24 protein-coding genes are annotated in these 25796 nt (G+C 61.9%); 4 read left to right on the forward strand and 20 right to left on the reverse strand.

The features are described 5' to 3' along the window. The first annotated feature begins 200 nt into the window (after nucleotides 1-200). Nucleotides 201-734, forward strand: a complete 534-nt coding sequence (locus BLT26_RS03740) for a DsrE family protein (protein ID WP_091508513.1) — start codon at nucleotides 201-203, stop codon at nucleotides 732-734. Between the two features lie 42 nt (nucleotides 735-776). Here the strand turns inward: BLT26_RS03740 and BLT26_RS03745 are convergent, their stop codons facing one another. Continuing rightward, nucleotides 777-2750: a hypothetical protein gene (locus BLT26_RS03745; RefSeq protein WP_217631364.1), complete on the reverse strand. Its 1974-nt coding sequence runs from the start codon at nucleotides 2748-2750 to the stop codon at nucleotides 777-779. A gap of 176 nt (nucleotides 2751-2926) precedes the next feature. Next, nucleotides 2927-4153 carry an ATP-grasp domain-containing protein gene (locus BLT26_RS03750; RefSeq protein ID WP_175453006.1) on the reverse strand — a complete coding sequence of 409 codons (1227 nt, stop codon included), beginning with the start codon at nucleotides 4151-4153 and terminating at the stop codon, nucleotides 2927-2929. A gap of 231 nt (nucleotides 4154-4384) precedes the next feature. On the opposite strand from BLT26_RS03750, the gene gdhA reads away from it, so the two are divergent. Beyond that, entirely contained in the window at nucleotides 4385-5731 is a 1347-nt protein-coding gene (gene gdhA / locus BLT26_RS03755) for an NADP-specific glutamate dehydrogenase (protein ID WP_091508523.1), read from the forward strand. A 43-nt stretch (nucleotides 5732-5774) separates the two neighbouring features. Here gdhA and BLT26_RS03760 read toward each other — a convergent pair whose 3' ends face one another. Both BLT26_RS03760 and BLT26_RS03765 read right to left on the reverse strand, forming a co-directional pair. After that, nucleotides 5775-5966, reverse strand: coding sequence for a helix-turn-helix transcriptional regulator (locus tag BLT26_RS03760; RefSeq protein WP_091508526.1), 192 nt, complete (start codon nucleotides 5964-5966; stop codon nucleotides 5775-5777). Further along, complete coding sequence (locus BLT26_RS03765) at nucleotides 5963-6385, reverse strand: hypothetical protein (protein WP_091508530.1); 423 nt, start codon at nucleotides 6383-6385, stop codon at nucleotides 5963-5965. The genes BLT26_RS03760 and BLT26_RS03765 overlap by 4 nt, the downstream gene beginning before the upstream one ends. Before the next feature lie 190 nt (nucleotides 6386-6575). Between BLT26_RS03765 and BLT26_RS03770 the strand changes: the two genes are divergently transcribed. Beyond that, nucleotides 6576-8459: an MFS transporter gene (locus BLT26_RS03770; protein ID WP_091508533.1), complete on the forward strand. Its 1884-nt coding sequence runs from the start codon at nucleotides 6576-6578 to the stop codon at nucleotides 8457-8459. A gap of 27 nt (nucleotides 8460-8486) precedes the next feature. Here BLT26_RS03770 and BLT26_RS03775 read toward each other — a convergent pair whose 3' ends face one another. The 11 genes from BLT26_RS03775 to BLT26_RS03825 form a co-directional block, all read right to left on the reverse strand. After that, nucleotides 8487-8855: a VOC family protein gene (locus tag BLT26_RS03775; protein ID WP_091508537.1), complete on the reverse strand. Its 369-nt coding sequence runs from the start codon at nucleotides 8853-8855 to the stop codon at nucleotides 8487-8489. A gap of 47 nt (nucleotides 8856-8902) precedes the next feature. After that, nucleotides 8903-9940: an RNA 3'-terminal phosphate cyclase gene (gene rtcA, locus BLT26_RS03780; protein ID WP_091508543.1), complete on the reverse strand. Its 1038-nt coding sequence runs from the start codon at nucleotides 9938-9940 to the stop codon at nucleotides 8903-8905. A gap of 87 nt (nucleotides 9941-10027) precedes the next feature. Beyond that, nucleotides 10028-10252 (reverse strand): GDCCVxC domain-containing (seleno)protein, encoded by a 225-nt coding sequence (locus tag BLT26_RS16670; protein ID WP_091508546.1) that lies wholly within the window; start codon nucleotides 10250-10252, stop codon nucleotides 10028-10030. A 233-nt stretch (nucleotides 10253-10485) separates the two neighbouring features. Continuing rightward, nucleotides 10486-11697: a serine hydrolase domain-containing protein gene (locus BLT26_RS03790; RefSeq protein WP_091508855.1), complete on the reverse strand. Its 1212-nt coding sequence runs from the start codon at nucleotides 11695-11697 to the stop codon at nucleotides 10486-10488. Nucleotides 11698-12197: 500 nt separating this feature from the next. Then, nucleotides 12198-12686, reverse strand: coding sequence for a glutathione S-transferase family protein (locus tag BLT26_RS03795; RefSeq protein WP_245720567.1), 489 nt, complete (start codon nucleotides 12684-12686; stop codon nucleotides 12198-12200). An 84-nt stretch (nucleotides 12687-12770) separates the two neighbouring features. Beyond that, complete coding sequence (locus BLT26_RS03800; RefSeq protein ID WP_091508550.1) at nucleotides 12771-13193, reverse strand: GNAT family N-acetyltransferase; 423 nt, start codon at nucleotides 13191-13193, stop codon at nucleotides 12771-12773. A gap of 364 nt (nucleotides 13194-13557) precedes the next feature. Beyond that, nucleotides 13558-14964, reverse strand: coding sequence for a M20/M25/M40 family metallo-hydrolase (locus BLT26_RS03805; RefSeq protein WP_091508554.1), 1407 nt, complete (start codon nucleotides 14962-14964; stop codon nucleotides 13558-13560). A 14-nt stretch (nucleotides 14965-14978) separates the two neighbouring features. Further along, a complete protein-coding gene (locus BLT26_RS03810) occupies nucleotides 14979-15356 on the reverse strand; it encodes a hypothetical protein (RefSeq protein ID WP_091508558.1) in 378 nt (125 codons plus the stop codon). Then, a complete protein-coding gene (locus BLT26_RS03815; protein WP_091508561.1) occupies nucleotides 15353-16135 on the reverse strand; it encodes a TSUP family transporter in 783 nt (260 codons plus the stop codon). The genes BLT26_RS03810 and BLT26_RS03815 overlap by 4 nt, the downstream gene beginning before the upstream one ends. 12 nt (nucleotides 16136-16147) lie before the next feature. Next, a complete protein-coding gene (locus tag BLT26_RS03820) occupies nucleotides 16148-16759 on the reverse strand; it encodes a lysophospholipid acyltransferase family protein (RefSeq protein WP_245720568.1) in 612 nt (203 codons plus the stop codon). A gap of 70 nt (nucleotides 16760-16829) precedes the next feature. Continuing rightward, nucleotides 16830-18413, reverse strand: coding sequence for a peptide chain release factor 3 (locus BLT26_RS03825; RefSeq protein WP_091508569.1), 1584 nt, complete (start codon nucleotides 18411-18413; stop codon nucleotides 16830-16832). Between the two features lie 135 nt (nucleotides 18414-18548). Between BLT26_RS03825 and BLT26_RS03830 the strand changes: the two genes are divergently transcribed. Continuing rightward, the gene (locus BLT26_RS03830; protein WP_091508572.1) at nucleotides 18549-20315 is read left to right on the forward strand and encodes an aminopeptidase P family protein; all 1767 of its coding nucleotides are present in this window, start codon (nucleotides 18549-18551) and stop codon (nucleotides 20313-20315) included. 31 nt (nucleotides 20316-20346) lie between these two features. Here BLT26_RS03830 and BLT26_RS03835 read toward each other — a convergent pair whose 3' ends face one another. The 5 genes from BLT26_RS03835 to BLT26_RS03855 form a co-directional block, all read right to left on the reverse strand. After that, nucleotides 20347-21354, reverse strand: coding sequence for an alpha/beta fold hydrolase (locus BLT26_RS03835; RefSeq protein ID WP_091508575.1), 1008 nt, complete (start codon nucleotides 21352-21354; stop codon nucleotides 20347-20349). A 54-nt stretch (nucleotides 21355-21408) separates the two neighbouring features. Further along, on the reverse strand, nucleotides 21409-22782 hold the full coding sequence (locus tag BLT26_RS03840; protein ID WP_091508578.1) for an MATE family efflux transporter: 1374 nt from the start codon (nucleotides 22780-22782) through the stop codon (nucleotides 21409-21411). A gap of 87 nt (nucleotides 22783-22869) precedes the next feature. Continuing rightward, nucleotides 22870-23391, reverse strand: coding sequence for a ribosomal protein S18-alanine N-acetyltransferase (gene rimI, locus BLT26_RS03845; RefSeq protein ID WP_217631365.1), 522 nt, complete (start codon nucleotides 23389-23391; stop codon nucleotides 22870-22872). Further along, nucleotides 23388-24164 carry a uracil-DNA glycosylase family protein gene (locus BLT26_RS03850; protein ID WP_091508583.1) on the reverse strand — a complete coding sequence of 259 codons (777 nt, stop codon included), beginning with the start codon at nucleotides 24162-24164 and terminating at the stop codon, nucleotides 23388-23390. Before BLT26_RS03850 ends, rimI begins: the two co-directional genes overlap by 4 nt. Beyond that, nucleotides 24164-25699, reverse strand: a complete 1536-nt coding sequence (locus BLT26_RS03855) for a 2-isopropylmalate synthase (protein ID WP_091508587.1) — start codon at nucleotides 25697-25699, stop codon at nucleotides 24164-24166. Before BLT26_RS03855 ends, BLT26_RS03850 begins: the two co-directional genes overlap by 1 nt. Between the last annotated feature and the right edge of the window lie 97 nt (nucleotides 25700-25796).

The raw sequence follows: 25796 nt of genomic DNA on the forward strand, positions 1-25796 counted from the left end.
GCACATGCTTTCGGCTTGCCAGAGTGTAGCAGTACGAGGGAAACTGCAGATTAAAAGGGTGACGCACCTTTCATTCCGGGCAAATCGAGTTGTATTGACCGCAGTGCAAACAATCTCATGGATGGCTTGCGCTGCGAGACTGCATAGACTGACCTTATGTTGCCGTTCCAGAAGGCCAGGTTGGACAAAAGGAGATTTTGATGACGAAGAAACTGCTTTTACTGACGATACTGGTTCCGCTTTTCTGCGCCGCTGCCGAGCCCCCGACCAGGGGACCGGTCATTGAAGAATACGGTCCGGTCTTTCCGGTTGAACAGACAGACCCTCTCACCGGCACTGAATCCTTCAAGATATCCTTCGACATGGTCGACATGGGAAAGCCGGATAAGGTCAACGGCAAGATCGAGAGCCTGGCGCGGTTCCTGAACATGCATGCGCGCGCCGGGGTAAAGCCGGGGAATATCCGGCTGGCGCTGGTATCCCATGGCAATTCCGGTTTTTCGCTCTTGAACGACGAGCAGTACCGCGCAAAATACGGGCGCGCGAATCCCAATACTCCGCTGATTAACGAGCTGCTCAAGCACCAGGTGAGGATTATTATCTGCGGCCAGTCGGCCGCCCACCACGGCATCGCCAATGACCACCTCCACCCCGGGGTAGAGGTGGCTCTATCGGCCATGACCGCCCACGCTCTCCTTCAGCAGCAGGGCTACACACTGAATCCGCCTTCCTGACACTCCTGCTTGCGCATGCCGCGCTGGCAGCAGGCTGCCGGGTCAGGGCTGGGCTGCTGTCTCCCGCTCCCGGCCTGCGGCCCAGCTCGCCAGCGCCATCTGCCGAACCTCTGCGAGCTCTGCGTTATCCGGACTGGAAGTCGGTACCAGGGCTTCAGTGTCGTCGTGGAAGAGGTAGAGGCGCGAGGCCAGCTGGGTGAACGGCAGTGAAGCCTCGCCGTGGCGCTCACCATGGCCATGGGTCGAGACGGTCACCCCGTGCCCCCAGTCCTGCCCGCTGTCATTGTTCGGATTGAAGAAATAGACCCGCATGGTGTTTTCCCGGTCCAGGGCCACACGGATCAGCGTGATGGCATGCCAGCCGACGAAGGTGCCGCTACTGTCGGTCACTGCGAGGCCCGCTGGCTGCGGGTGGATAATCGGTTGGTTGCCGTTATAGAAGGGATGGTAACTACAGTAAAAGCGCCGCAGAAATTCGCTGTAATCCCGCAATCCGCCGGTGTGGATGTCGACCGCCAGGAAACACTCACGCCCCACCCACCAGCCGTGGAGCTCGGGGTTGATCCAGCGGTGCGGGTCGTCGCCGCGGCCCGCACAGAGCTCTCCCATCCGCCGGTACATGACGTCGAGATGGGGAACCAGCAGCACGGAGACCGGATCCGTATCCAGCGGCACAGGCGCCCCTGCCGTCATGCCGCCAGTGCTGATCGCCTCCCCCTCGAAACGCATCACGATCTCGTCAAAATGCGCGGCGCGCGAGATGAGGTGCAAGAGGTAATCGGGATCGTTGTACGCCCATACCGAGATGGCCCGCGCCGACTGGCAGGTGGGGTTATTGCCCTGGCCGATTCCCAGCGGCTGGCCCAGCACGCCGATGGTCCCCGCCAGCAGGCGGGCAGAGGGCGACACACCCCCGCCGAATACGCGAGTGAGCAGTTCACTGCAGTAAGGCGAGAGGCGCAGGTCGATCTGGCGCCAGAGACCCGGCGCCACCGGGGCGGCGTACAACTGGCCGCTCTCCAGCAGCAGGGCCAGCCCATAGGCCGCCTGGGCCGTGCCCACCTGCACTGCGCCCTCGACCAGGCGGCAGACCAGTTCCGAAAAAGTGCGGAGCGCATCCAGGCCGGTGCTGCTGAGGCCCAGCGCCAGGGCCAGCACACCGTCACGGGTGCCGGCCAGGTCGCCCCGGTGCTGCACCAGCCGGCGCAGGAATACGGCGTGGTAATCCGACACCAGCCCGCTCGCGTGCATGGCATCGGCAAAGCCGCGCGCCTCCGCCTCCAGCGCCGCCGGTGACAGCTGTTCGACCCGCTGCAGGTAGGCGTCCACCCCCGGGTCATCGGCGCAGGTGGCCGTGGGCCCAAACAGCTGGCTCACCAGGCGGTCGGCCTCGGCCGCCGCCGCGCCTGAGCCCCCCTCGCCCCGGCCACGGGCCAGGGCAATCTGGGTGATCATGGACTTGACGTTGTCCACCTGCAGGGGGCGCTGGGACATGATCCGGCGCACCTCCTGTACCAGCCGGCCGAGGATATCCTCGAAGGGAGTGTTTTCCAGCAGGTAGCGGAACACGCCGGCAACCGCTGCGCCGACCCGCCCCAGGCGCACCCGCATGGCCTCGCCGGGCCCCGCCACCAGGTGGTCGAGGTTCAGCGCCATCACCTGGGACAGGAAATGCCGCGCCTGCTCCGCGGACATACCCGCATGGGTGTAGGCGCCACGGCTCAGGGCCAGCAGGCGGACCTGGCTGAGCAGCTCGATGATGACGGTCTGCCGGTCCCCCTGTTCCAGCGTATTACGCACCAGGCCCGGCAGCAGGGTGGCGGGCTGGTCCCAGGGGGTATCCGCAAAGATCCCCGCCCGGTCATAGCGTGGCGCGAGGTCGTAAAGGATGTCGATGCCGCCGGGCTCGGCGGCCAGGCGGGCAGCCACATCGAGCACTGCCGCGCGAAAGCGCACCTTGTTAAAGGGCCGCGCCAGCTCCAGCTGCTCCAGTGCGTATTCCAGTTTTGCGATCAATTGCCGGCTTTCCACTTCCCCAACCTGCCCAGCTCAGAAAACAGCAGAGTTTAACGCGCCCACCGGCAAACCGCCGTGCACGGTTCCCGCGGTGGCCAATCCGGCCCTGCCACGGCACCCGGGACAAGCCCTGTCCGCACCGGGTGGCATTCGCGCTTCCCGCCTATAGCGCCGCCTTACAAGTAGTAATCGAGGTCTTCCTGGGCCTTCAGCAGGTCGCGCAGCCGATAAGGGTCGTCACCGAAAAAGTAGACCAGTCCCCAGTGAGTACCGAAGGCACTGCGCTTGGGCACCTTGTTCTGCATGGGCGACTGCAGCTCGTGAAACTCGAAGTACTCATGGTTTTCTGTTTCATCGGGAATCTGCAACTCGTTGATCACGCGGCGGCGCGGATAGACACCGAAACAGCCGGCATGCCCCTTGGCATCGACCACCTCGCGCGGGAAGAAAGCCTTGATTTCTTCATCGGTGGTTTTCGGGTCGAACATCATCACCATAGCCTGGTAGGCGTTAAACCCATAGGCCCGCTCGATCAGTTCGAAGGCATTGAAGCCCGGTGGCCGGTAGGCCACCTCGCCGAAGTACATCTTGCCGTCGCTGGTGACAAAGTACTCTGGGTGGATGAAACCGAAATCGATCTCGAAGGTGTCGATCAACTTCTGGATTTCCTCCTCTACCCGCGGGCGCCATTTTTCCAGGTCGGGCGTGGCCGGCACGAACACCGAGTAACCGAGCGTCACGTACTCGGAGATGTTCATGAAGTGGATCTTGCCATCCTTGATAAAGGCCTCCACCGCAAATTCCCAGCCATCCAGGTGGCTCTCCATCAACACCGGGAATTCGTCCTCGGGGATATTGTCGACATCGTCGGCGGTGCGAATTACCCGATGCCCGAGGCAGCCGGCCTTGTCGAAGGCTTTCAGGTGAATGGGATCATTGGGATCACCGTCGAGCTTGAGCAACGCCTGGTTGACGCGGGTCAGGAAACGGATCACATCGGACTTGTCCTGGGCCTCCTCGAAAATACCCACACGGATACCGCCCAGCTGGGCGCGGCGCTTCATCAGCGCCTTGTCGCGAAACAGCAGGGACTGGCCCATCAGGCGTGGATTGTCCAGCAATACCGCATTGATGGCGCCGGCCCACTCCACCGTCTCCTCATAGAGCGGGATGGCTACATCGACACCCTCTTCTTTCAGGCGCTGCGCAATCTCCATCGAGCGCTCATTCAGGCGTTCAAAGTTCCAGGATATAAACGGGATGTCGTGTTTGTTCGCATACTCCTCTGCCCAGGGCGGTGCGACGATTACATAGCGGCGATCGAAGCGGTCGATTGCGTCAATGGCGTTCAGGCTCCAGCCGAGGATGGCCACGTAGCCCTTGTTGCGGTCGTAATTTCCCATGTCGATCTCCATTCGCGGGTTTTGCAGCAAAACCATGCAGCGGAAGTTACCATCGAGCCGCAGGCGTCACTTTGAAAATGTGAACCTCTGGCTCCACCCTAACGTACGTTCGGCCAGGATGAAACGGATACTGGCGCGTCAAGCTACCCGACACCTAAATCACGCGGCATCAGCGGCCATAATTGGCTCGCAAGCGGCACCGGGAACAGATTTCGCCCCAAAGGAGGAGATGTGGCACAAGATGACAGCCTGGAAAAATTCATGGACTGGGTCGCCGAGCGCAATCCCGGCGAGGATGAGTTCCTGCAGGCGGTAAGCGACGTGGCCGAGGACGTCTTTCCCCTATACCGGGAGCATGAAGACTGGCAGCAGGCCGGCGTTCTGCCCCGCCTGGCCGAGGCGGACCGGATCATCTCTTTTCGCGTCTCCTGGGAGGATGACCGGGGCAAGGTGCATGTGAACCGTGGCTGGCGGGTGCAGTACTGCGGAGCCATCGGTCCCTACAAGGGCGGTATCCGCTTCCACCCCACCGTCAACCAGTCCATCCTGAAGTTCCTGGCGTTCGAACAGACATTCAAGAATGCGCTCACCGGCCTGCCCATCGGCGGCGGCAAGGGCGGCGCGGACTTCGCCCCGCGCGGGAGATCCGACCGCGAGATCATGCGCTTCTGCCAGGCGTTCATGGACGAGCTCTATCGCCATATCGGGGAGAACACAGATGTGCCCGCCGGGGACATCAATGTCGGGCGGCGCGAGATCGGCTACCTGTTCGGCCACTACCGCCGCCTGGCCAACACTTTCAGCGGCGCCCTTACCGGCAAGGACATCGAGTTCGGTGGCAGCCTGGTGCGCCTGGAGGCGACCGGCTATGGCCTGGTCTATTTCCTCCGGTGCATGCTCGGCAACTGCGGCAGCGACCTGGAAGGCAAGGTCATCGCGATCTCCGGCGCCGGCAACGTGGCGATGCATGCGGCCCAGAAAGCCGTGCACCTGGGCGCCAGGGTGGTCTCGCTCTCATCGAGCAAGGGCGCCTTCTATTGCAAAAGCGGTATTCCGGTAGCGCTGATCGATGAAGGCCTTGAACATCCGGGCAGCTCCACGGAGCTACTGAAAGACATGTCGCGCAAATGTAGCGGCGAATGGTACCCGGGCGAACGTCCCTGGCGTTTTCCCTGTGAAGTCGCCCTGCCATGCGCCACCCAGAATGAGCTGGATGAAAATGACGCGCGGCAATTGGTTAATAACGGCGTCAAGGCGGTGGCGGAGGGGGCGAACATGCCCTGCACTGCAGAGGCTGTGCGGGTGTTCCGGGACGCGTGCATACCCCATGCACCGGGCAAGGCGTCCAACGCCGGCGGCGTCGCCCTGTCCGGGCTGGAAATGGCCCAGAACGCGGCCTTCACCAGCTGGGAGCAGGAGCGCCTCAACCAGCAGCTGCTCGATATCATGCAGGATATCCACCGGCAGTGTGTCGCCGATGTGCAGCGCCACGACGGCTACCTGGACTACCATCGCGGCGCCAACCTGGCTGCCTTCCGGCGCGTGGCCAGCGCCCTGCACGCGCAGGGTATCGGCTGAGCCCGGGGGCACCCGCCGCACTGGCCGCAGGGTGTGCCGCCTGCTAGTCCTCCATAAAAATCTGCTCTATCGGCAGGCCAAACACCCTCGCGATCCGGAATGCCAGCGGCAGGCTTGGGTCGTATTTGCCTTTCTCGATGGCCACGACCGTCTGGCGCGACACGCCCAGCTGTTCGGCCAGCTGGGCCTGGGTCAATTGCCGCTCGGCGCGAAGCTCCTTCAGGTGGTTGTTCACTGCAGCCTCCGGTGACCCACCACCAGGCTCAACAGGAAAGTCAGCCCCATCAGCATGATCAGGTGCGAGATCTGTGGCTCCAGGGAAACGAAGGCGAGCTTGCCATAGAACTGCCAGGCGGTGCCCGCCACCAGGCCGGCTCCCAGGGTCACGGCGGCGGCATCGAGGAACAGTTTGCGCTCCATCTCATCCTGGGCCCGCAGGTGGCGCACGACAGCCAGGATCATGCCCGCCCCCACAGCCAGGTTCAGCAGTATCGACAGCAGGCTGAAAGCCTCGCTGCCGGCCCATAAGTGCCGTGCGCCGAAGGTCATCAGGGCGGTTGTTGCCAGCCAGCCCCCGGTCCACAGGGCCAGTTGGCGCGTGCTGTGGGCCAGGGCGCTGCATCGCGAAACCGCGGCTGATTCTTGATTTTTCATGGAAGATCCCTCTTGTTGTTCTCGAGTTATTGTCATTCGGTACATGTGCCCACACGATGTAAAGCACACTTTACAAAGATTAAGCGCGCGACCCTCGCATGTCAAGTGGGCTTTACATTGAGGGAGGAGAGGGATTTCATCGCGCCCGGATTTGCGTACCATGAGGGAAAATACAACGAAGGATCCGCCCATGGCCCAGCAAGGTCAGTTCCGGCTGCTAGCCAGCCGCCGCTTCCTGCCATTCTTCCTCACCCAGTTCCTGGGCGCATTCAACGACAACGTGTTCAAGAGCGCGCTGATGGTGATGATCGCCTTCCGGCTGGCAGCGGACCAGGCCAATGCGCTCAACAACCTGGCCGCAGGGCTATTTATCCTGCCGTTTTTCCTGTTTTCTGCCACTGCCGGCCAGCTCGCGGACAAATACGACAAGAGCCTGCTGATCCGGCGTATCAAACTCGCGGAGATCGGTATCAGTCTGCTCGGTGTCGCCGCGCTGGTGCTGGGCCACAACGGCCTGTGCCTGCTGGTACTGTTCCTGCTGGGCGTCCAGTCCGCGTTCTTCGGGCCGATCAAGTACGCCATCCTGCCGCAACACCTGCGCAAGACGGAGCTGGTGGGCGGCAACGCCTTCGTCGAAATGGCCACCTTTGTCGCGATCCTGGGCGGCACCATCGTCGGCACAGTCCTCTCGGGAGCGAGCGACGCGGCCAGTGGCAGCCAGTGGATCGGGGCAATGATCATCGGTGTCGCGCTGGTGGGCTACCTGGTGTGCCGCGCCATCCCTGCTGCGCCGGCCCCGGTACCGGACCTGAAGATCGAACTGAACCCGATTACCCAGACCTCACGCCTGCTGCGGGAAATCACCAGGACGCCGGCGATTTTCTACTCGATCATCGGTATCTCCTGGTTCTGGCTGCTGGGCGCCGCCTACCTGACCCAGATTCCCAGCTTCGGCAAGAACGTGCTCGGTGGAGACGAGCCGCTGGTGGCGCTGCTGCTGTGCAGCTTTACCATCGGCGTGGCTATCGGCTCGCTGCTGTGCGAGCGGCTCTCGGGGGGGCGTATCGAGCTGGGGCTGGTGCCGCTGGGCGCGGCCGGGCTGACCTACGGCGGTATCGCCCTGTCGGTAATCGGTGGCGGCCTGCAACCACTGGCGGACACCTCGCTGGCGGCCTTCTGGGCCAGCGACGGCGCCAAGGCCTTCCTGCTGCACCTGGCGCTGATCGGTGTCTTCGGCGGCCTTTACATAGTGCCGCTCTACGCCATGATCCAGGACCGCACCGACAGGGCGCTGCGGGCGCAGGTGATTTCAATTACCAATATCCTCAACGCCCTGTTCATGGTGATATCGGCGGTGCTGGGCATCGTCTTCCTGAGCGTGCTGGACTTCAGCATCCCGCAGTTCTTCATGGTCATCGCGCTGATGAACGCCGCCGTGGCGGTGTTCGTGTTCAACCGCGTGCCTGAATTTGCCATGCGCCTGCTGGTGTGGCTGCTGTCACACACCATGTACCGGGTGAAGCACGAGGGGCTGGAACAGATTCCGGCAGAGGGCCCGGCCATCATCGCCTGCAACCACGTCAGCTATGTGGACGCACTGCTGCTGGCTGGCGCCGTGCGCCGGCCGATCCGCTTCATCATGTACAAGCCCATCTACGAGATACCGGTGCTGCACTTCATCTTCCGCACCGGCCGCGCCATCCCCATCTGCTCGAAACAGAAAGACCCCGAAGGTTATGCACGGGCATTTGAGGAAATCGAGCAGGCCCTGGAGGACGGCGACCTGCTGTGTATCTTCCCGGAGGGACAGCTGACAAAAGACGGCGAGCTGGCGCCGTTCAAGGCGGGAATCGAGAAGATCCTGCAGAAGAATCCTGTACCGGTGATTCCCATGGCACTGCGGGGCCTCTGGGGCAGCTTCTTCAGCCACAAGGACGGCAATGCCTTCTCCACCCTGCCCAAGCGCTTCTGGTCGCGGGTGAGCGTGGTGGCGGGCAAGCCGCTGGATGCGGCCTCGTTGCGCGCGGAGAAGCTACAGGAAGTGGTGCTGGGTCTGCGTGGCGAGCAACGCTAGGGGCGGCCCGTACTGCCTCTCACGCTGTCAGGTTGCGACTGCCTCGATCTTGTTACCGTCCAGGTCGAAGACAAACGCGGCGTAATATGAATCGCTATATTCCGGGCGCAGCCCCGGCTTGCCGGCACAGCGCCCTCCCAATTCCAGCGCCTCACGATAGAACTCATCGACGGCTTTCCGGTCGGGCGCCTCGAAGGCGACGTGGACGCCGTTGCCGGCGGTCGGCCTGCCCTCGCATGGCGTGCCTACCCAGAACTCCAGCGCCTCACCATAGGATGCAGTCACATTCTCTTCATAGTGCGAGCGGGTGATGGAGAGTGTCGCCAGGACCGCATCGTAAAATTTCACGGCTGCTGCAACATCGCCGACACCCACAGAGACATGGCTCAATATCATTCGTATTTCCTTGCACTTATCCCGACCTTGCACTTGCCGATCAAGCTTCAGCCGGGAGCAACTTCAATCGGGTAAAGCCCTTGCCGAGTTTCGACCCTGAAGCTCACCGGCAGAAACTGCTCCACCAGCCACATAACCGTGCGCGAGTGCTCGCTTACTTCGCGCACCAGTAATCTGGAAGGTCCAGCTGCCTGTGCGGCGTAAAGCAGTAGCTGGTCACAGGCGTGGGTATCCATGGCTGCCCCGGCCTCCAGCTCTGCGCGCAGTGACTGCCCCGCCTGCCGCCCCAATTCCTCAGCCGGCACGCCCCGCTGGGCGACTGTAGCGGACCCCAGGAAGCTGTTGCCAGTTTCCGCGACCAGTACCAATGCGCCGCCGCTACCAAACGCGTCCCCCCTTCCGAGCCTTCGCTCCTCAATCTGCACGGGCTCATATCCGGCCAGTGCGCAGCTGGCGGCCGACGCCATACGTGCGGCAATATCTGGGGGGAGATGGGCTACATGGGAAACACCACCGATGCGAACCAGCCGGCCTGGAGTGGCGGCCTCCAGCGGGGAAGGTGAAGGGCAAGGCTCGACCCGCAGCCTGATCAATCCACCACCCCGTGGGTAATACCCGTGGCGGGCTGCCTGGATATGCACCCGAACGCCCATGCGGGCCAGCCAGGGCAGGAAGATCATGCGAAAGTAGTCCAGTGGCGGGGCCATCCTCACATCCGTACCGCCGGTGACGGTGAGCTCCACCGGGCTGTCGGCGTGCAGTGCCACTGGCAGCAGCGCCTGCAAAACCAGCACGACACTGCCGGCAGTGCCGACATCGAAGCGATACTCGCCGCCCCGTATGCGCCCGGGGGTGAAGCGCACTTCGATAGAGCCCAGTTCATCGCCGTACAGCGCCCCGCCACCCACGGCGGCGGCAGCCCGCAGCGCGGCCAGGTGCTGGGGCATCAACCCCGGCCGGGCGCGCCTGGAGCGGATATTGACGAGACGAAGCGGGCGGCGCGTGATTGCGGCCAGCGCCACTGCGTAGCGGCTTAACTGCCCACCGCCCTCACCGTAGCTGCCATCAATGGTGAGATAGCCCATGATCGAATTCCTTCAGGCGCCGACCAGGCGGGCCCCGCTACTTAGGCGGTGCAGGCGACAGGCGGCGATAACGAATTGATGCACCTGTTACTCACCCCGGCCAGCGCAGCACCCTGAGTCCTGCTGCACTGGAGGGCACGCCACGGTCCCAAAGGAGCAGAAAACACAGCAGTCCCCGGCCAGCGGCTCCAAGAGGGTATGGCAGGACTCACATTCATAAAAATACTGGCACGCATCTGTCGGCATGACTTCCGTTTTTTCATGACCACACTTTGGACATGTGAGGGCAGATTCCAAAATCACATCACTCATTCTATTCTCCCCGTTTGGGCCGAACGTGGGCCACCGGCTAAAAAATACAACCTCGTGAGAGTTTTTCTACAGCCTGAACGCTGTGTTCAGGGAATTCTAAAGCGGCCCAAGTTTTGTGTAAAAACTGAGCGCTGCGAGCCACATAAAAAAAGGTGCATAACTTTGGGGGCCACCTGCAACGCTTGGTTAGCTGTTTATCAGTGAGAGTCCTTTTCTGGTTCACGTGAACCTTGTTAGATGAAAGCTGGCAGGATCCTCTCTGCGGTTATTTGCAGGGTACTGTTATCTCTATCATGCGCAGTAACTATTACCATCAGATCAAGATCCTCGATCAGAATGATATACTGGCCACCACCACCCTGAGCAGATGCACTGAAGTAGCTATTATTGCCATATTTCAAATCTGCACTCCACCAGAAATAACCGTACCCCTGATTAGAAACATCTTTACCGCCGCCAAAGACGTCATCATCACCGGTATAGATGATTCTGTTGATTGCTTTGTCGATAAAGGCTTCTGGAATCAGCTGTTCGCCATTCCATTTGCCTTTGTTCATGGCCAGGAGGCCCCACTTGACCATCGCGCGTGATGTCATACTCGCGCGCCAGCCAGCTTCTGGCAGACCACTATCGGCAGTTCGCCAGCGATAATTCCTAATGCCCATTTTGTCGAGCAGTTCACTTTTAATGAATTCCTGTGCCGTCCCCGGCACAACGGCGTCAATAACCTGCATCACCAAAGGTGGGTTAAAGTTTCCATATGAAAAACTCTGAGACTGCAGGGTAATAGGCGCGCTATGCTCTAGAAGGGCCTGAACTTGGCTCTGGCCTTTTAACTTGCTTGGATTTGTCTTAAATTCTTCTCTCTGTTCTTTACTGATACGAAGCCCTCCCCGCATGGTCAATGCCTTATGAAGCGTGATTTTTTCTGCGCCCTCAACAAATTTTGTTGGGTCCAGGTCTTTGAGAAAGCTAACCAAAGGCTTGTCTAAATCGGCCATGGTCAGATAACCCAGCTGGATTGCCCGGCCAAGTGCCAAGCTGGTGTAGGCTTTAGTCGCTGACGCTTGCGGGTGGGGCAGGTTGATGCGACCGCGTAAATAATAGGATTCAAATAATAGCTTGCCCTTATGGGCGATCAGCAGGCTGTCGAAGTTACCGTGCTTACCGTCAGCGATTTCTTGAGCCAGCTTGACAAGCATATCTTTATTGCCGCCATCAATGCCTAATTCGCCCACGGCGAGTTCGTCTTTTCTGTCCGCCGGCGCTGTATCAATAAAGGCTTTTTCGAGATAGGGAATATCTCTGAATGAGAGCACCGCCTCAGCGGCATTAGCCTCCTTTGCGAGGCCATTATTTTCTTTGACGCTTACCGCGGCAAAGCTGCTGATGCTGCCTAATAATGCGACAGTGAGCAAGCTCGTAACGTTTAATTTGATGGTCATATTAATCCTATTTTTACCACCAAGCCCCACGCAAGGTAAGGTCAGCGCCTCCAGTGAGCCACTCTTTATCTCTATTTTGAAGCCAGAGGCTTATTTAACTTCGCCTAAATGTAATCAAACAATCGTTTAACTTAACCAGACCAGCTTCAAAATAGCTAACACCCTTATGACTTCCAGATAGATATTTAACGCCGAATTAATGGGTGAGAAACACTCACCACCTGATCTAATGCATATCACCTTAAACACTAAAGCCGATTAAAAGTAAAACTGCCGAGCGTTGTGAATCATTCTTAAATACTCTTTTATGAGTATGGCTTAAATGATGTGAGATCTATACCTTCGATGTCGCAAACCGCCTTTATCGTTGGATTTTCACAAAGACGCTTCAAATATGCCGCTAGATGCTTGAAAGCCAATGGCGATTTCTCCATTGGTAGCGACCACTCCGCAAGCATGAACAGGAAATAGTCACATGCAGTTAGCATATCACCAAGTAACTATTCATTGTGTTCAAGTTGGCCGTTAATGATAGACAAAACATCCGCGATTCTATCTTCTTGTGCCGCTATAATATTTGGAATCGTAGCTTCTTCATTAGTATGTCGATGAGGGTAATACCGAACCATCAACTCGGCTTGAAGTGTGTTATTGAGAAATGCTAGCCATTGATAAAACAAAGGACGTTGAGGGCTGCCTAAAGCTGGCATCAAATTCGATTCAGGATGCAATTCACAAATGTGCATGCAGATAGCAGGACTTTCAAAAATTACCAGATCATCTACCACCAATGTTGGTATACGACCTGCGGGATTTAACCTGAGATAATCCGCTGACTTCTGTGAGTTCGTTTTCTTGTCAACCAACAACAATTCATAGTCTGCATTTAAGTGATGCAGTAAAAAATGAGGAGCTAAGTTCGCATTGTTTGGATAGTAGTAAAGCTTGAACAAACTTGGCTCCTTGCCTGTTATTTTGCGGATACTCATAACGCCGTCATTTGCGGCCAATTTGTAGCGGCAAAGCCGCGGGAAAATTGTCCAGGCAGCTTGCTGGCACGTAACATGGCTTTGTTATGAGATATCAAGGCTCATGTAGTAAAATCGATCGTCCTCTGCATCAATAGTGAAACCAAGCCTGAAATACAGATTTCTAGCTGGGCTGCACTTGAACACCTTTAAATCGATTGCTGCCAGGCCTTTTTCCATTGCAATACGCTTTGCTTCTGCAATTGCTTTACTGCCGTAGCCATTACTTTGAATTTCCGGCTTAATCTGAAGGTCTCGGAGTTGACATCGGCCGCCTTCGAAAGTTAGACGCATAATACCAACCAATACCCCATCTGCGCATAAATCAAAGTTCTCTAAATTTTGAGTCGACTCAACGATAACCTCAACGCCCCAATCTACTGAATACTTGTGGTAGTACGACTTCATATTACAAAGAGCTAAATTCGCCGCAGATATGAGGTCATCATTTTCAATCAACTGGATCATCGATTAAGTCTCATCACAGTTTGATTCAGAAGCCAAGGGCTCCATATCCGTTTGGCTCTTTATCCCGCAGGACGTACGTAATAGCAAATAAAAATCCCCACTAGAATCAAACCGATAGCGCACTCTCAAATAAGTCAGGCTTGAATTAACGAGTCCCCCCTTATAAATACCGGAATCCAGAGCGCTCCTGAACACGATAGATCCTGAAAGAAGCCACTAGAAATCAACGGGTTACACGGCGCCTGGAGTTGTTCACCAGCCCGCAGCTGATGAATACGGCTCTTATTCAAACAGGCGGGCACAAAAAACCCCGCACGGGGCGGGGTTTGTCGGCTCAAATGGTACCAATGTACATTCTGGGCAATCAGTGCTCCGTTGGCACCCGGCCCAGGTCGCCTTCCATTTCGGTGGCCAGGAAGGACATCACTACCCATGCGGCCACGTTCTGCTTCAGGTTCTCCGGGTCCACCTTGTCCAGCGTGTCGTTGGGCGTGTGGTGGTAATCGAAGTAGTCGGTGCCGTCCTGGTACAGGCCGAACGCCGGCACGCCGCGGGCAACGAACACGCTGCTGTCCGGGCCGCCGGAGGACTTGTTGTTGCCGCGTTCGATGCCCAGCGGGGCCAGCAGCTGCATCATCTGGTCGGCGATATCGAAGCGGGAGTCCGGCAGGCGGGTGTCGAAGCGCCAGATCTTGCCGGCGCCGAAGTCGGACTCGGATACCGCGATGATATTGTCCAGCTCGTCCTGGTGCGCTTCCACGTACTGCTTGGCACCGACCAGGCCGATCTCTTCGGCACCGAACAGTACCACCCGCAGGGTGCGGCGCGGGCGCTGCGGCAGTTCGGCGATCATGCGGGCGGTTTCCAGCACCACCCCTACGCCGGCGCCGTCATCCAGCGCGCCGGTGCCCTCGTCCCAGGAATCCAGGTGGGCGCCGATGATCATTACTTCTTCCGGATTCTCGCGGCCGGTGATCTCGCCGACCACGTTGAAGGACGGGCCGTCTTCCAGGCGCTGGTTGTGCACGTCCAGCTTCACCTGCACCGGCTTGCCGCGCTTGAGCATGGCTTCCAGCAGGTTGGCGTCCGGGGCGGACAGCGCCAGGGCCGGTACCGGGTCCTGTACGCCTTCGATGTACATCATGCCGGTGTGGGCGAAGCGGTCGGAGTCGGTACCCACGGAGCGGATCATCAGCGCCGCGGCACCCTTCTCGGCGGCGGCGCGCATGCCCTTGCTGCGCCCGCCCACGACCGGGCCATAGCCCTCGCCGGTACGGGTGCGCTCCATGCGCTTGTTGATGAAGGCGATCTTGCCCTTCACCTTGCGCGCGGGCGCCTTCATCAGGGCTTCCACGTCCGGGAATTCGACGATCTCAGCGGTCAGGCCACCCTCGGGAGTGCCCACGCTGTAACCCAGCGAGGTCACTATCAACGGCTGCGGGAAGGGCGACACCACGCGCGCGTGGGCGTGGCCGCGATTCCAGCGCGGCACTTCGATCTGCTCGGTGTAAACGCGGTCAAAGCCCAGTTCTTTCATCTTCTCCTGCGCCCAGGCCACCGCGCGCTGGTCGCCGGCGGAACCGGCCGGGCGCGGGCCCACTTCCACGGTCAGGGACTCGACGATGCTGTAGGCATCGGAGGACTCCAGTGCGCGGTCGCGCAGGACCTCGGCTACGGACAGGTCTTCGTCGGAGAGCGGCTTGGCATGCAGTGCGCTGACAGCGAGGGTGGCGATAATCCCCCCGGTCAGTGACAGCAGTGGTTTCAACATGTCGTTATCCTTGGTTACAGCTTTGGTTTCTTGTCGGATTCAGCGGTGCCAGTGTCGTCGCCGGCGCCGTCGGTCAGTAACTGCTCACGTACCTCGCGCAGGCGCTCCAGCCCGGCATCCGTAAACAGGTAGGGCATCCGCCCCGTGTATTCCTCTTCCTCTATCTCCAGGCACTTCAGGCGCAGCCGCTCCAGCTCCGGGTCGTGGCGCATGGGGTAGCCGGTCAGCACCCGCCACTCGTTGTCGTCAGCCTGGCCGGTGATCACGTCCTCCAGGCCGCGGACGAAATCCTCGCGCTCCACGCGAAAGCGCGGCGTACGCATGTGCATCAGGCCCCAGAATATCAGCGCGAAGACGGCAAACGAAATCAGTAGGGTCAGCAATATGGTCACGCGGTGTTCCCCCAGGCGTCCCAGAGCAGGCGCAGCGCCACGGCGATGGTGGCAATGATGATCACCGGGCGCACCAGGCGCGCGCCCCGCGCCACTACCAGGTTGGACCCCAGCCGGGCGCCCACCGCCTGGGCCGCAGACATGCACAGCGCCAGCCCCCATAACAGGTGACCGCCCGCCATGAAGATCAGCATCGACGTGGTGTTGGTGGCCAGCACCAGCGGCTTGGTGTGCGCCGTGGCCCTGCGCATGTTGTATCCCAGCAGCGCGGCAAATGCCAGCGCGTAGAAGGAGCCCATACCGGGCCCGAAGAAGCCGCCGTAGAAGCCGATCCCGCCGCCCACCAGCAGGTTGAAGGCGCCGTTGCCCATGCGCGGGCGCGAGTCCACATCGGCGATGCGCGGCGAGATGGCGAAGTAGACCGCAATGGCGATAAGCAGGATCGGCAGCAGAGCCTCCAGCAGCTCACCGCCGAGCCGGGTGACGCTCCAGGTACCGAGCGCCGCGCCAGCGGTGGCGGCCAGCAGGCCGGGCCAAAGGGGCCGCAGGTCCAGGTGCCCCTTCTGGAAATAGTTGATTGCCGACGAAAGGGTGCCGAACACGCTCTGGAACTTGTTGGTGCCCAGGGCATCCAGCGGCGGTATGCCGGCCCACAGCAGGGCCGGCAGGGTGATCATGCCACCGGCACCGGCGATGGAGCTGATAAAGCCCGCGGCAAAGGCCACGGCGGACAGTATCAGGTACGTAGCAAGTGAGAGTTCGCTGCCTAGTTCCGCCACGGTGTTTGAGGGTCAGTTGCCCTCGATAAAGTCGGTCTGCTTTTCCGGCCGGCAGCCCTGGTACTTGCTGAAGCGGCGCTGGATCTCCTGCATATCGGTGTCCAGGTCCCCGGTGGGCCGGTACAGGGAGTCCACCTTGATGCGCTTGTTGGGGAAGTCCCAGGCAATCAGCAGGATGGGCACGTCTGCCGCGTAAGCGATGCGCAGGAAGCCGGTCTTCCACTTGGCCACCTTCTTGCGGGTGCCCTCGGGAGTGATCGCCATCCACATCCTGTCGTTGTTGCGATAGGCCTTGGCCATCTGCTGGGCCAGGCCGCGCGGTGAGCTGCGATCGGTGGGCAGGCCGCCCAGCCACATGAAGAGCCGCTTGAACGGGAAGAAGAAGGCCTCCTTCTTCATCATGAAGGAGATTTTGACCCGCAGTGCCAGGATCATCGGCATGGCCACCACAAAATCCCAGTTGGAGGTGTGGGGAGCCAGCGCCACCATCAGTTTCTTTTCCGCCGGCAGGTCGCCGTCGAAACGCCAGCCGATCAGCCGGATGAACCACAGGCCGATGCCGCGGGTGAACCCGTTGCCGATCCGGGGGACCTCTTCCGGAATATTCTCTGGGATGGTGCTCACTTTATTGTTCTCTCGCGTTACTGGCTGTTCGACCTTCATTGTGCGTTTCTCTTTCGATTATCCCGCAGCGTCAGTGCTCGCGGGTAGCGTAGAAGCGAATTTCCGGATAGCGCTCCTCGGCCAGCTGAAGGTTGACGCGGGTGGGCGCCAGGTAGGTCAGGTGACCGGAGCCGTCCAGGGCCAGGTTGGTGCTGGCCTTGCGGCGGAAGTTGTCCAGCTCCTTCGCGCTCTCGCTGTCCACCCAGCGCGCAGTGTGCACGTTCACGTTCTCGTAGATGGCTTCCACCTTGTACTCGTCTTTCAGGCGATACGCCACCACCTCAAACTGCAGCACCCCCACCGCGCCGACGATGATGTCGTTGGTGTCCAGCGGGAAGAATACCTGGGTGGAACCCTCTTCCGACAGCTGTTGCAGGCCCTTCTGCAGCTGCTTCAGCTTCAGCGGGTCCTTGAGGCGGATACGGCGGAACAGCTCCGGCGCGAAGTTGGGAATACCGGTGAACTTCAGCTTCTCGCCCTCGGTGAAGGTATCACCGATCTGGATGGTGCCGTGGTTGTGCAGGCCGATAATGTCGCCGGCGATGGCCTCCTCCACGTGGGTCCGGTCGCCGGCCATGAAGGTCACCGCATCGGCGATCTTCACGTCCTTGCCGATACGCACATGCTTCATCTTCATGCCGCGGCGGTAGGTGCCGGAACATACGCGCATGAAGGCGATACGGTCGCGGTGCTTCGGATCCATGTTCGCCTGGATCTTGAACACGAAGCCGGAGAACTTGTCCTCGTCCGGCTGCACGGTGCGCTCGTGGGTCGCGCGCGGCTGCGGGCCCGGCGCCCACTCGACGAAGCCGTCGAGCATCTCGCGCACGCCGAAGTTGCCCAGCGCGGTACCGAAGAACACCGGCGTCAGGCGCCCGGCCAGGTACTCGTCCAGGTCAAACTCGTGGGTGGCGCCGCGCACCAGCTCGATCTCCTCGCGGATCTCGTCGGCATACTCGCCCAGCAGCTCGGTGGCCTCGTCGGAGTCCAGTCCCTTTATCTGGATGTCCTCGGGGATGGTGTGGCCCTGGCCCTGCTTGAACACGTGGATGGTGTCGGTGTACAGGTTGTAGACGCCCTTGAAGTGCTGGCCGGAGCCCAGCGGCCAGTTGATCGGCGCAGCCTGGATGTCCAGCACTTCCTCGATCTCGTCCATCACCTCGATCGGGTCGCGGATATCGCGGTCGAGCTTGTTGATGAACGACAGGATCGGCGTGGTGCGCAGGCGGCAGACGTTCATCAGCTTGATGGTGCGGTCCTCGACACCCTTGGCGCCGTCGATCACCATCAACGCCGAGTCAACGGCGGTCAGCACCCGGTAGGTGTCCTCGGAGAAGTCCTCGTGGCCGGGGGTGTCCAGCAGGTTGACCGTGCGTTCCCGATAGGGGAACTGCATGACAGAAGAGGTCACGGAGATGCCCCGCTCCTGTTCCATGGCCATCCAGTCGGAGCGCGCGTGGGGACCCTTCTTGCCCTTCACGGAACCGGCCAGCTGGATGGCGTTCCCGAACAGCAACAACTTTTCGGTCACGGTCGTCTTACCGGCGTCCGGGTGGGAGATGATGGCGAAGGTGCGGCGGCCGCCAATGCCCGCCAGTGAGGAACTCTGGCCCATAATTCAGGAAATCGACTCGACGTCTGTATAAAAACAAGGCGCGCATTATACACGCCAGCGGGCGCAAAAGAGACCAGTCCGCTACACTGCGCGCTTCCCGGCAAATCCAGCGAGACAAGAACTTTCGGAGGCTGCATGAGTAGTGAACGCTTACAGGCACTGCGTGAGGAACTGGCGCGCCAGCAGGTACAGGGCTTCCTGGTCCCGCGCGGCGACGAGTACCAGAACGAGTACGTGCCCGCCTCCGACGAGCGCCTCGCCTGGCTGACCGGCTTCACCGGGTCCGCCGGGCTGGCGGCGCTGGCCGGCCAGCACGCGGCGCTGTTCGTGGACGGCCGCTACACCATCCAGGCCCAGCAGCAGATCGGCGACCAGCCGATCGAGCGCCAGGACCTGAACGGCGAGGCCATCGCCCGCTGGCTGTGCGACAACCTCAAAGCCGGCGAGGCGCTGGGCTACGACCCGCGCCTGCACACCGACCCCGGCCTGGCGCCACTGGCCAGGCGCCTGGCGGCGCGGGATATCGAGCTGCGCCCGCTGGAGACCAACCCCATCGATGCCATCTGGAGCGACCGGCCGACCACACCGTGCGGGTCGGCGCGCCCCCACCCCGAGGCATTTGCCGGCGAGGACTCCGCCAGCAAGCGCCGGCGCATCGCCGAACTGCTGGCCGACAAACCTGCCGATGCCCTGTGGCTGGCCAATCCGGAGGTGTGCGCCTGGCTGTTCAATATCCGCGGCGACGATATTCCCCACCTGCCGGTAGCGCTGGCCTGCGCCCTGCTCTACCGCGACGGCACCGCTACCCTCTACCTGGCGGAAGCGGCCGCGGGCGACGCGCTGCGCCGTCACCTGGGGCCGGAGGTGACGCTGGTGCACGACAAGCAGGCGCTGTTCGACGCCGCCCGGCGCCAGCACGTAGCAAAGGTCTGGGTGGATCCGGGGCTCACCAACAGCTGGACCCTGCAGCAGCTGCGTGCCCAGGACATGGAACTGCTGCTGGAGCGCGACCCGATTACCGCCGCCAAGGCGCGCAAGAATGCCGCCGAACTGGCCGGCTCACAGGCCGCCCACGAGCGCGACGGAGCCGCCCTGTGCGAATTCCTGGCAGAACTGCCAGAAAGGGTCGCCGCTGGCGATTTCGGTGAACTGGAGGCAGTCCGGCTGCTGCGCGAGAAACGCGAACAGCGGGAGGGCTTCACCGACGACAGCTTCGACTCCATTTCCGGCTACGGCCCCAACGGCGCCATCGTTCACTACCGGGTCAGCCCGGAGTCCAGCCTGACAATGAAGGCAGAAGGCATCTACCTGATCGATTCCGGTGGCCAGTACCCGGACGGCACCACCGACGTCACCCGCACGGTGGCACTGGGGGATTTCCCCGAGCATGCCCGCGACCACTTTACCCGGGTGTTAAAGGGGCATATCGGGATCGCGACATTGCGCTTCCCCGCCGGTACCTGCGGCGAGCAGATCGACGCATTTGCCCGCAAGTCACTCTGGGATGCAGGGCTGGACTATGCCCACGGCACGGGCCACGGGGTGGGCAGCTTCCTCAGCGTGCACGAGGGTCCCCAGCGGATCGGCAAGGCGAATACCGGCGTGGCCCTGCAGGCGGGCATGATCCTCTCCAACGAGCCGGGCTTTTACCTCACCGGGCAGTATGGGATCCGTATCGAGAACCTGATTTTCGTCAGGGAGAGCGAGGCGCACCCGGGCTTCCTTGAGTTCAGCGAGCTGACCCTGGCACCGATCGACCGCCGCCTGGTCAACCGCGACCTCCTAACTGAGCAGGAGCTCGAGTGGCTGAACCGATATCACCGGCGGGTGCGGGAGACGCTGATGCCAATGGTGAACGAAAAGACGCAGGCCTGGCTGGAGGAGGCCACCCAGCCACTGTGACCCCCCCCCGCTGGCGGGACAGGCAGCAGTGCTAGTTTTCCGGCCGCTGCCCGGGGGAAGCCAGGAATGGCAGTAGCACTTCCAGCACCCGGGCGCTGCTGGTGGGATCGAAGGTGTGCCCCATTTCCGGGATAGCAGCGAATTCGGCCCCGGGAACCTTGTCGGCCGTGTCACGGCCGTGGGCCACCGGCAGCAGCGGGTCGGCCTTGCCGTGAATCACCAGCGTCGGCACCCGGATTTCCCGCAGTAGCGTCGAGCGGTCACCGCTGGCCACGATGGCCTGGAACTGGCGCACCATGCCGGGCGCGTATCCGCCGCGATTGGCCACCCGCTTCGTCATCTGCCGGGCGTGGGCCTCGTCGAATGTCTCATCCGCCCCGAGGGCCCGGGAAATCTCCACACCCTTGTCGATACGCGCAGCGCGGGACGGCGAGGCTTCCGAGGCACTGGCCAGCGCCTCCACCGCCGCCGGCTCGGATTCCGGCAGGCCCGGCGCACCGGAGCTAGACATGATGGAGGTCAGGCTGCGCAATCGCTGGGGATACTCCGCCGCCATCACCTGGGCGATCATGCCGCCCATGGAGGCACCCACCACATGCGCGCGCTGGATGCCCAGCTCGTCCAGCAGGCCCACCGCGTCCGCAGCCATATCCTGCAATGTGTAGGCGGGATCCGGATCCAGGCCCACCTTGTCCTTGAGCATGGTCCACCACACCGGCGGCGCAGCGAGTTCATAGAACTTCTGCGACAGGCCGGCATCGCGGTTGTCAAACACGATCACCCGGTAGCCGGCGTCCAGCAGTCCCTGCACCAGGGTATCGCCCCAGTGAAGCATCTGCGCCCCCAGCCCCATCACCAGCAACACCGGCTCGCCGTCGCGCGGCCCCATGTCCTGGTAGGCGATGGAAACGTCCCCGATTGCCGTGAAGTGAATCGGATTGCGGTCAAATGGGTTATCGGCCGCGGGCGCAGGCGCCGGGCGGGCGGCAACCGCCGCACACCAGAGCACTACACCGAAAAACAGGATCAGCCGTTGCATGGCTCCACCTCCATGGTTTTTATTTTGGTTGTTTCCCTGCCGGTCCGCCGCGCCTCACTGCGCCTGCAGCCCGGCCTCACTGTATTCGTGTTCATCCACCGTGCGGCGCAGCCACCACCAGGCCAGCCCTCCCAGCAGCAGGTTGGAGGCGGCGGTGGCCGCGAACAGCCCGGTGATTCCCCAGAGCTGGTTACCCAGCCACGCCAGCGGCAGGTAGATACCCAGCACCCGCAGGAAGGAGATCAGGGTGGCCGGCAGCGGCCGGCCCAGCCCGTTGAAGGAGGCATTGGCCGACATGACAAAACCGTAGCCGGCATAACTGAACGGCACCATCGTCAGGTAGGCCACCGCCACGGCGATCACCGCACCTGAATCACTGAACAGGCGCACCAGCGGTTCGGCGGCAAAATACAGCACCCCTGCCAGCAGCAGGCCGAAAGCCAGGCAGAAGCGGGCCAGCACATTCACGGTCTCGCGCATGCGGTCGACGTGGCCGGCACCGGCATTCTGGCCCATGAAGGGCCCCACCACTGACGACAGGGCGTAAAACACGATCAGCGCCAGCGGCTCCACCCGCAGGGCCACCCCCAGGCCTGCCACCGCCTCCGCGCCGTGCACCGCCACCAGCGCCACCACCACGCCTCCGGCCATGGGAATGATGACGTTGGTGGCGATCGCCGGCAGGCCAACCGCGAGAACGTTGCGCCAGGACTCCAGCAGCGCCCCCAGCCGCAGCTGCGGCGCCGCCAGCAGCTGCTCGCGACGCACCAGGAAATAGAACGCGGCGCAAAAACTCACCCCGCGGGCGATAACGGTCGACAGGGCCGCGCCCTGCAGCTCCAGCCGCGGAAAGCCCAGCAGCCCAAAGATCAACAGCGGGTCCAGCACCAGGTTGAACAGCGCCACCGCCACCATGATGCGCCCGGTGACCCAGCTGTTGCCGATTGCGCGCAGGGCCGACAGGCACACCATCGGCACCACTGCGAAAGTGGCGCCCAGGTACCAGGGCACCATGTAATCGGCGATCAGCGGCAACATCGAATCCTCCGCACCCAGTAGGCGGAACAGCGGCCCGATGGTGAGCAGGCCAAGCGCGCTTACCGCCAGCGCCACCAGGAAAGCCAGCAGCGCAGCGTCGGTCACCAGCCGGCGCACCTTTTCCAGGTCGCCTGCACCATAGGCCCGCGCCACCGCCGATGAAGTGCCCGCGCCCAGGCCGATGGCAAAGGCGTTGATGACCATGACCACCGGGAAGGTGAAACTCATCGCCGCCAGTGACTCATTGCCCAGCTGTGCGACGAAATAGGTGTCCACCACATTGAAAGACATGGTGGCGAGGATGCCCCACACCATCGGCAGGGCCAGCCGTTGCAGGTGGCCGGCGACGGGGCCTTCGAGCAGGGAGGGATTGTTGCCGGAAATCGCCATGGGAAACTCTTTGGGCAGTGGCAACGATACCACTGCGAATCAATCGGGAATCAAGGATACCGTTATTCTACCAGCCCCGATCGATGATCAGGCGGGCGGCTGGGGCATCTGGTGGAGGTCGAGGCTCATCAGCACCGCGTCCTCACGGCCGCCCACCGCCGTGGGATAGTAGCCGCGGCGCACGCCATCCTCGACAAACCCCAGCGCGCTGTAAAGCGACCGCGCCGGGGTATTGGAGACGCGCACCTCCAGCAACAGGCGGGCAGTCTGTCCTACCAGGCGCTGGATCACCTGGCCCAGTAACGCGCGGGCAATACCGCGGCGGCGCCAGGCGGGCGCCACGGCAATATCGAGGATCTCCGCCTCGTCCAGCAGCTGCGACACCACACAGCAGGCGATGGGCTCCCCGGCTTCATGCTCCAGCAGCCAGACCCGATGGCCCGAGGCCATACTGTCGCGGTATTGGCGCTCGCTCCAGGGGTGACTGTGGGCACTCTGCGCCAGGCCGGCCAGCGCCTCGCAATCATCGACGCGGGCAAGGCGTAACCGGGCACCGGCCACGACCGCGGGCGACAAAGGGTTATTGGGAAAGTCGGGGGGTGGGTTCACCGGACGCGGGTCTGCTCGGGGTAATTTGCCCGCAGCAGTTGCCATACCTCGCGCTTGCGCGCCGGCTCCCGCAGCAACTCACTGAGGCTGGGCATGGCCAGCAGGCGAGTGCCGTTCCACTCGCCGGCGGGACCCTCAAGGGCGACCGGGGAACAGAAATCACGGGCCTGCGCACCCATCAGCCAGATGGATTTCACCGGGCGGCGCGCACTGGCTGCCTCGAGCCAGCTGGAGCAGGTGTCGCGGGCATCGCTGGCCGCGGCCGGGCCGGCAAAGCGGTTCTCCGCCAGCGGCCAGCGCAGCCGGTCCTGTTCGCGCGGCAGCTCGTGCCAGGCCAGCGCACGGACAATATTGTTGAACAGGGATTCCACCGGGAGCGCGGCGCCGGGCTCGCGGCTGTCTACCGCCAGCAGTTCCTCGCCGAGCCACCAGCAGCTGAGCACGAACGGTGCCACTTCCTGCCGCGGCGGCGCCAGCTCGGATGGCCGCGGCGCGGCGCGCGTCTCGCGGGTGATATCGCCCACTTCGCGCAGCACTTCCGGCTGCGGGGCCGGGCGGGGCGTCGCTGCCCCGGAGGGCTGTGCCGGAACTTCCACCAGCTGGGCAGCCGAACGCGGCAGCGGACCGCTGGCCCGCTGGCTTTCATCGGCCGCCGCCTCAGTCGGGGGCAGCTCCGCCTGGCGCGGCTCGGGCGCCAGCGGCAGCACAAAGCGCGGCATGTAGCTGGTGACGCCCAGCGCCTGCAGGTATTCCGCGCGATGTAGTTCGTGCATCAGACGCCCTTTCTCTTGCTCTCTCCACTGGCGAGCAAGTTTAAGGCATCCAGGTAGGCCTGTGCAGAGGCCACCAGGATATCGGTATCGGCACCGACCCCGTTGACCAGCCGGCCGTTCCGCTCCAGGCGCACGGTCACGCTGCCCTGGGAGTCGGTGCCCTGGGTCACCGCATTGACGGAATACAGCTTCAGGTCTGCATTACTGTTCACCACCGACTCGATGGCCTTGAAGGTGGCATCCACCGGGCCGCTGCCTTCGGCTTCCGCGCTCACTTCCGCACCCTCGATCAGGATCTGCATCTGTGCGCGCGGGCGGTTGCCACTGCGGCTGTGGACATCCAGGGATTCGAGGCGGTAGTGCTCTACCGGCTCCTCGGCACCGGCGATGATGGACTGCAGGTCCTCATCGAAGATCTCGTGCTTCTTGTCTGCCAGGTCCTTGAAACGCTGGAATACCACCTGGAATTCCGCGGCGTCATCGAAGGTCACGCCCAGTTCCTCGTAGCGGGCCTTGACCGCAGCGCGTCCGGAGTGCTTGCCCAATACCAGCCGGTTCTGTCCCCAGCCGACATCCTCGGCACGCATGATCTCGTAGGTCTCGCGGTGCTTGAGCACGCCGTCCTGGTGGATGCCGGACTCGTGGGCGAAGGCATTGGCACCGACGATCGCCTTGTTGGGCTGCACCGGGAACCCGGTGATCGACGACACCAGGCGCGAGGTGGGCACGATATGTACGGGGTCGATGCCGGTCTCCACCGGGTAAAGGTCCTGGCGGGTCTGCACCGCCATCACGATCTCCTCGAGCGAGGCATTGCCGGCACGCTCACCCAGTCCGTTGATGGTGCACTCCACCTGGCGCACACCGTTCATCACCGCGGACAGGGAGTTGGCGACGGCCAGGCCCAGGTCGTTGTGGCAGTGCGTGGAGAAGATGGCCTTGTCGGAGTTGGGCACATTCTCGATCACGCGCTTGAACATGGCGCCGTACTCGCCCGGCTCACCGTAACCCACCGTATCGGGGATATTGATGGTCCCGGCCCCGGCGGCGATGACCGCCTCGATGATCCGGTACATGAAGTCGGGCTCGGAACGACTGCCGTCCTCCAGGGAGAACTCCACATCATCGGTAAACTGCCGCGCCTGCTTCACCGCAGCCACCGCCTGCTCAAGCACCTGTTCAGGCTCCATCTGCAGCTTGTACTTCATGTGGATGGGGGAGGTGGCGATAAAGGTATGGATGCGCGAGGCATTGGCCTTCTTCAGGGCCTCACCGGCGCGGGCAATATCCGGGCCCACCGCGCGGGCCAGGCTGCAGATGCGGGAGTCCTTGACGGCCTCGGCCACCGCCTGTACCGCGTCGAAATCGCCCTGGCTGGCGATGGCGAAGCCCGCCTCGATGACGTCCACCCGCATGCGCTCGAGCATGCGCGCGATACGAATCTTTTCGTCCGTCGTCATGGAGGCGCCGGGGCTCTGCTCCCCGTCGCGCAGGGTGGTATCGAAAATGACTAATTTATCTTTTTTAGTGTTCATCAGGCTCTCTCCTCGTATGGGCCGAGGCTAAACAGCCGCTGTGTCGCTGTCTACGCATTGACCAACAATAAGTGGGGAATTCTGTGGGACCGGGGGG

The sequence above is a fragment of the Microbulbifer yueqingensis genome (assembly GCF_900100355.1).
In the GTDB taxonomy this organism is placed as follows: domain Bacteria; phylum Pseudomonadota; class Gammaproteobacteria; order Pseudomonadales; family Cellvibrionaceae; genus Microbulbifer; species Microbulbifer yueqingensis.